Genomic DNA, 6,069 nt, shown 5'->3' with positions numbered 1-6,069 from the left:
CACTTCCGAGCCGTCGCAACCCGCTACGACAAGCGCGACGACAATTTCCTCGCATCCGTCAAGCTTGCGTCAGTCCGTATCTGGCTGCGGGCTTACGAGTCGGTGACCTAGAGCGGATCTGGCTGCGGGCTTACGAGTCGGTGACCTAGCCCGCTTGCCCATCACAGCCACGTCATCACCATCTGCGGCGACAGCTATCGCCTCAAGGAAAAACGTCGCAGCGGTCTTCTGCAGCCTCACAAAAAGGACTGATCAATGTCGGGGCAGTTCTTCGTGTCGCAACCGGGCAGTTCCGGATGTCGGTTGACATATGTCAGAACCGGATCAATGCCGGAATTGCAGGCTCAATGGCTGCGTGTTCTCGTTACGAAGCGAAGGCAACTCATTCAGAAGCCGCGTCGCCACAACTTCATGTCCCGCCTTGCTCAGGTGAATCTGGCTGCCTCTTTCTCAAGATAGAGAGTATCATTGGCGTGATCCGTAAAGTCATCGGTCAGATCAATAAAGGGGACGCTACGGGAAGTCGCCCATTTTGCGAGAAGTTCCTTTCCGCTCCGATAGTCGTCTCCGTCCCGATCCTTGCTTCTCGACGGAACGTAAACAATACCGAACCTTGCTTTGTGAGCAAGCGCGTAAGCACGCCCTCTTTCCAGTGTGGCGAGTGTCACTGCAACTTCGTCGACGATGTCACCTGCCTGCCGAGAGATAGCTCCGGGGTCTGCTGCCACGCCACGGACTCCAAAAAGCCGGGGAGCCAGATACCTCGCGTAGACTTCGCCAAGCGCAGTTGAAGGTTTTTCGGTGGGCATCCCGGCATGCGGGATGAATCTGCTAAAGGGCTGTTGAGATCGGCAGTATTCAGAACGATCAGGACAAGATCGGATTCGAAGGTGCCTTTGCTCAGGAGAAAGCCGACCTCATTTTCAGGAGCCCAACCCCCGGCGGAGGCATTCAGTATCTCGACTGGGTTGCCGATCCGCTCTGAGGCGCGGTTTGCCACCAGAGTAGTAAAAATGCGCGTTTGATCGATATAGGTCGTCCCGTAAGTAACGGAATCGCCGATGAACAAGATCCGCGTGTGATCGGGCGCCTTTTGCGCTTCTATTTCGTCGGACCGCATGGAAAAGCGATTGATCTTGTTGCGCGCGAAGAAGCGACGGACATCCTGGTTCGGGGCGGAAATGTAGCCGAAGCCTCCGGCGGCCTCGTCGCGATCAGGCATTGTGAGTATCGGAGATCCCAGCCCGAGCATGGCGCGCAATGAAAACTCCATGACAGTAACGGTGCGAGCGCAAACGCGACGCCCGCGATATGCGGATCCGGGTCAAGTTGAATCGTCTCATTGAGTGCTCCGGAATAATTCCTGTAAAGCAATTGACGAGTTATGACGCGAGCGGTGCTGAACAGACCGCGATGTTATGCGGTATGCGCCAGAGCCATTAGAATTGATCACGAGCGCGATTTTCGTCGTCCCCCTCGCGCAACAGACTGTCCCTCTACGCTTCTGCCGCGCTCGACGTCTCGGCGGCGGCGCATGCTTTTGCTTTGCCCGCATCACGACCGCCTCGAGGCCATAACAGCCTCATAGGTCGCCAGAAAACGCAGGGCAATCCCGTCCCACCCGTATTGTGCAGCGACAAGAATTCTCCCTCTGCGTCCCATGTCTCGCAACGTATCGGGCGGACAGGACAGCGCCTGATGGAGGCCTTCTGCGATTCCTTCGGCGGTTGGAGGAACCCACCATCCGCACGCATGATCCACCAGCGTCTGCCAGGGCGCCCCGCTTGTCGTGACCACGGGCACCTCATGTGCAAGAGCCTCCGCGACAACCATGCCGAAATTCTCGGAATGTGTGGGCAGGATGAACAAATCGGCCGACGCATACGCGGCTGTCTTTTCCCTGCCACTCAGTTCCCCCGAAAACTGAACCACATCGGCAATGCCTGCCGATGTGACGAGCGCCTCGACCTCGGCACGGTGCCCCCCTTCATCGGGTCCGGCTATCCGTAACATCCAATCGGACGGCCGCAGTCTCGCCCAGGCGTCGACCAGCATGGGTAAGCCTTTCTTCGGATGAATCCGGCTCAAAAAAAGGGCTGTACGAGGTGCCCGATCGTGATTTTGACGCCGCAGTTCCTGTTCGTCGGGGAGGTCTGTCCCATTCGGGATGACGGCGATGGGACGGCGAAGATTCAAAGCACCGATGTGATTACATTCACTATCGGCGGTTGCGTGGAGCAGAGCTGCCGATTTCAGATCCCGACGCTGATAAAGGGACCATGCGATTGCCTTCTTGATGCGCTTGTGCCGAAGTGCCCAGGGCTCCAGCATTCCGCGCAGACTCACAATGCGGGGAATCTCAGCCGTGTCCGCCAGCACAGCCGCGCGGTGATTGCTAGGCAACCAGATACCGTTGTCATGTAAAATGTCGGGTCGTCCGAAGTTCTCAAGGGCGATTTCCAGACTTCCTCCAAAGCGACGCAGCATCGGTAAGCCTTCGGCTATCAACCGCGTCGTCACAGCCGAACCGTCTGGTGCCCAAACTCCGATATTGATGCCTGCACCGGCGAGGGCAGAGCTCAACCGAGAAACGGAAAACGCCGGTCCACCGTAGCTGTGGTGAAAACTTGTTCCAGCCAAAAATACCTTCAAGGCTCCCTCGCCACGATCAATCTTTATTGCGACCATGTCCTGTACGTATTAGTCGAATAGAACTGAACAAGCCTCGCATCATCGGCGCACTTGTCGGGCCATTGAAGGAGCCCTTGCACACAATAAAGCAAGGCAAACCCACAGTAACAGAGAATTAACGTTCCCTGCGGAGAGAAGCCATGTTTCGAACATTGCATGAAAGAGAGCACCCGACAGCATAACAAATGGAAGAGAGGCTGTAGCCCAATCAGGCCGCAGTTTATCACGATGTGCTCTCTGTGCTCCTCTCAGAAAGGCGGTCGTCAAAATTGCCAAGAGCGCAAAGAAGCCGACTATACCGGTTTCAACAAGAACCGTCAGATAGGAATTGTGGAAATGCTCGCCCTGATGCTCGATAAAGACCCACTGGTAACTCTCGGTCAGTAGTTTCGAGCTTCCTAAGCCAAAGCCGAGAAATGGACTTTGAGGAATCAGGTCGTATGCAAGAGCCCAAACCTCGGAACGTCCGCTCAACAAATCATTTGCGGCAAACGGATCCGGATTCCTGTTGAGGAGTGCAAGAGATTGATTGCGTATTTCGTCGCCCCAACCGACCCAGATGCATGAAGCGAATATCGCCATTACGGTGCTTCGGAAAAATCCGAACTTGATCACTACGAATGTAGCCGTTGATGCCAAAACCCACAAAATGGATGCGCGAGACTCTGTCTGCAGGAGTACAAAAGCACCAACTGCAATAAACGGAGCGTTCCAGAAGAACGAACTGCGACGACCTTGGAACACGCCAGCGATCATGATGATCAGGCAGGGGGCGATTTCCGGACCGAGGGTATTGGGATTATCTGTCCAGCCCGAAAAACGCGGCGCGGCGCGTCCGAGATTGATGCCGAGTGCCCACATAATGGCTGATGAAACAATGACAACGCGGCCAACGTTCGCAAAGATGACGAAAAACTGTCTCTGACAATTTGTGTTGGCTAAATGTTCTGCCAATAAATAGCCAGCGATCAAGACAAATGCGACACTCACTAAAGTCGCCGCACTCAAGGAGACATTCAGGCTGGTTAAAACGCTCGCCGAGATCGCGCATAGTAACGCAACAAACAGAAACGCACTGCCAGTCAGGTTTCGCATATTTCTTCTATACCAAAACAACAGAATGATAAGGGGCACTAAAGACAACCACTTTATCAAAGTTATTTTCTTGCTTAGTTCTCCGTCGTAAATCCCGGCAGCATAGAATGCCGTTATCACTGCATAAATACAAAATAGCAGGGGATACGGGAAGGTTTCCCTTGCATCCTGACGCGCCATCGACAAGGGAATTGTTCTTGATAATCCCGCCCGGTGAGCGTAATCCGCAGCATAGATCGGGGCAAAGGGAAGTCGCCTGAACGATAGATCCGATAGCTGTCTTGTCAATGGATCAACTCCATAGGCACTGCGGCGACATCAAGACTGGCCGCCTGTCAAGCCACGCGGCCGGCCATACCGGAAGAAGGGGACTGCCACTCGTTGGAGCGGTCTGACAATAGCAGGTCGAAGTAATTGATTGTATGCCGAAGGCCCTCCCGAAGCGGAATTTCGGGGTGCCAGTCCAGCAAGTCGCGCGCGCGCGTTATGCTCGGCTGTCGTTGCTTGGGGTCGTCTTCCGGCAGCGGTCGGAAGACCAGTTTAGACTTTGAGCCGGTCATCTCCAGCGTCATTTCCGCCAATTCACGGATGGTAAATTCACCCGGATTACCGAGATTGATCGGCCCCGTTATACCGGCTGGGCTGGTCATGAGTTTCACAAAGCCCTCGATCAGATCGTCCACATAGCAGAAAGAACGCGTCTGGCTGCCATCGCCGTAAATGCTGATCGGATCGCCCTTCAACGCCTGCACTATGAAATTCGACACGACGCGCCCGTCGTTTGGATGCATGCGCGGCCCGTAGGTATTGAAGATGCGAGCCACCTTGATCTCAAGCTTATGCTGCCGATTGTAATCGAAAAACAGGGTCTCGGCGCACCGCTTCCCTTCATCGTAGCAGGAGCGCGAGCCGATCGGATTGACGTTACCCCAATAATCCTCGGTCTGGGGATGCACGGCAGGATCCCCGTAAACCTCCGATGTGGAAGCCTGAAAGATCCGGCACTTCAAGCGTTTCGCAAGGCCCAGCATGTTGATCGCGCCATGCACGCTCGTCTTTGTCGTCTGAACGGGGTCGTGCTGGTAATGGATGGGGGAGGCGGGGCACGCAAGATTATAGATCTCGTCCACCTCGACGTAGAGCGGGAAGGTTACGTCGTGGCGTATAAGCTCGAACCGCGGATGGCCTATGAGATGTTCAATGTTTCGCTTGGCGCCGGTGAAGAAATTGTCGAGGCACAGGACGTCGTGCCCATCGGCGAGCAGACGGTCACAGAGATGGGAGCCAAGAAAACCGGCCCCTCCAGTAACGAGAATAGTCTTGCTACCCATGGCACAATTCCTTCCACTATTACTGTCGAACTAATTACAGACTCCGCCTTGTTGAATCCGTTTGCTGCATACCCACAAGCAAATTCGGAACGCAACGCACCACCAGCAACATATCTGGTGAGGTTTTTGAATTTGACATTCGAGCGAGAACTCGCGCAACGGGGCATCAAACGCCAAATTCGCTCCACTCGAGCCCTAGACGATTTTATCCAAATGCGCAACATCTCTCCGCGTTTTTCAACTTCCTGTTGAAAATTTGCACATGTCTTTCCAGTTCGTTCGAGACCGGAGTACACCAGTCGCGGCGGTGGGAACATGGCGAGGTCGGCTGCGTTCGCAGGGATCATCACGGAGGACCAGATGAGCAAGATCGTCGATGAAGTGCTTGAATCAAATCGCGCTTATCAGGCGGAGTTTGGTGACAAAGGCAGCCTGCCGCTGCCTCCGGGCCGTCATTTTGCGATCCTGACCTGCATGGACGCCCGGCTCGATCCCGCGAAATATGCCGGGCTTGCCGAGGGCGACGCGCATGTCATCCGCAACGCTGGCGGGCGCGCGAGCGATGACGCCATCCGCTCGCTCGTCATCTCCTGCAAGCTTCTCGGCACCCGCGAGTGGTTCGTCATACATCATAGCGACTGCGGGATGGAGCTGTTCACCAACGAGGTGATGTCGGGGCTCCTGCAAGACAGCCTCGAAACCGCGACCATCGACGAGCACGGCTGGCACGATCACGGGCACGGACCCGGCTCGGATGAAGGCAAGTACATCAACTGGCTCACGATTTCCGACCAGAAGGCCAGCGTGGTCGAGGACGTGAAGCGCATTCGCGGCCATCCCCTCGTGCCGAAGGCCATTCCCGTTCACGGCTACGTCTATGACGTCCACACCGGCGCACTGATCGAGGTTCCGGAGGCGACGGAAGCCGGTCGGGCAGCGTAGCAGATGCCTT

The 6,069-nt window shown here is 55.5% G+C and carries 5 protein-coding genes and 2 pseudogenes; 3 read left to right on the top strand and 4 right to left on the bottom strand.

All coding sequences use genetic code 11. The features are described from left to right. Together KKP04_RS08155 and KKP04_RS15515 are read left to right on the top strand one after the other, a co-directional pair. A pseudogene (locus tag KKP04_RS08155) lies at window positions 1-111 on the top strand (IS5/IS1182 family transposase); the annotation flags it as partial. A gap of 42 nt (window positions 112-153) precedes the next feature. After that, a pseudogene (locus KKP04_RS15515) lies at window positions 154-252 on the top strand (ATP-binding protein); the annotation flags it as partial. 412 nt (window positions 253-664) lie between these two features. Here the strand turns inward: KKP04_RS15515 and KKP04_RS08150 are convergent. The 4 genes from KKP04_RS08150 to KKP04_RS08135 form a co-directional block, all read right to left on the bottom strand. Beyond that, window positions 665-1,222, bottom strand: a complete 558-nt coding sequence (locus KKP04_RS08150; protein ID WP_215029061.1) for an SGNH/GDSL hydrolase family protein — start codon at window positions 1,220-1,222, stop codon at window positions 665-667. Between the two features lie 332 nt (window positions 1,223-1,554). After that, window positions 1,555-2,688, bottom strand: coding sequence for a glycosyltransferase (locus KKP04_RS08145; RefSeq protein ID WP_215029058.1), 1,134 nt, complete (start codon window positions 2,686-2,688; stop codon window positions 1,555-1,557). Between the two features lie 42 nt (window positions 2,689-2,730). Continuing rightward, window positions 2,731-4,074, bottom strand: a complete 1,344-nt coding sequence (locus tag KKP04_RS08140) for an O-antigen ligase (protein WP_215029055.1) — start codon at window positions 4,072-4,074, stop codon at window positions 2,731-2,733. 47 nt (window positions 4,075-4,121) lie between these two features. Beyond that, window positions 4,122-5,117, bottom strand: coding sequence for a UDP-glucuronic acid decarboxylase family protein (locus KKP04_RS08135; RefSeq protein WP_215029052.1), 996 nt, complete (start codon window positions 5,115-5,117; stop codon window positions 4,122-4,124). A gap of 360 nt (window positions 5,118-5,477) precedes the next feature. Here KKP04_RS08135 and KKP04_RS08130 point away from each other — a divergent pair, with 360 nt between their 5' ends. Next, window positions 5,478-6,059: a carbonic anhydrase gene (locus tag KKP04_RS08130; protein WP_215029049.1), complete on the top strand. Its 582-nt coding sequence runs from the start codon at window positions 5,478-5,480 to the stop codon at window positions 6,057-6,059. Window positions 6,060-6,069: the final 10 nt, after the last annotated feature.

It is taken from the genome of Rhodomicrobium sp. Az07 (genome assembly GCF_018619475.1).
GTDB lineage: Bacteria > Pseudomonadota > Alphaproteobacteria > Rhizobiales > Rhodomicrobiaceae > Rhodomicrobium.
The sequence above is the reverse complement of the archived record's forward strand: the minus strand, read 5'-3'. Positions and strand labels throughout refer to the sequence as shown.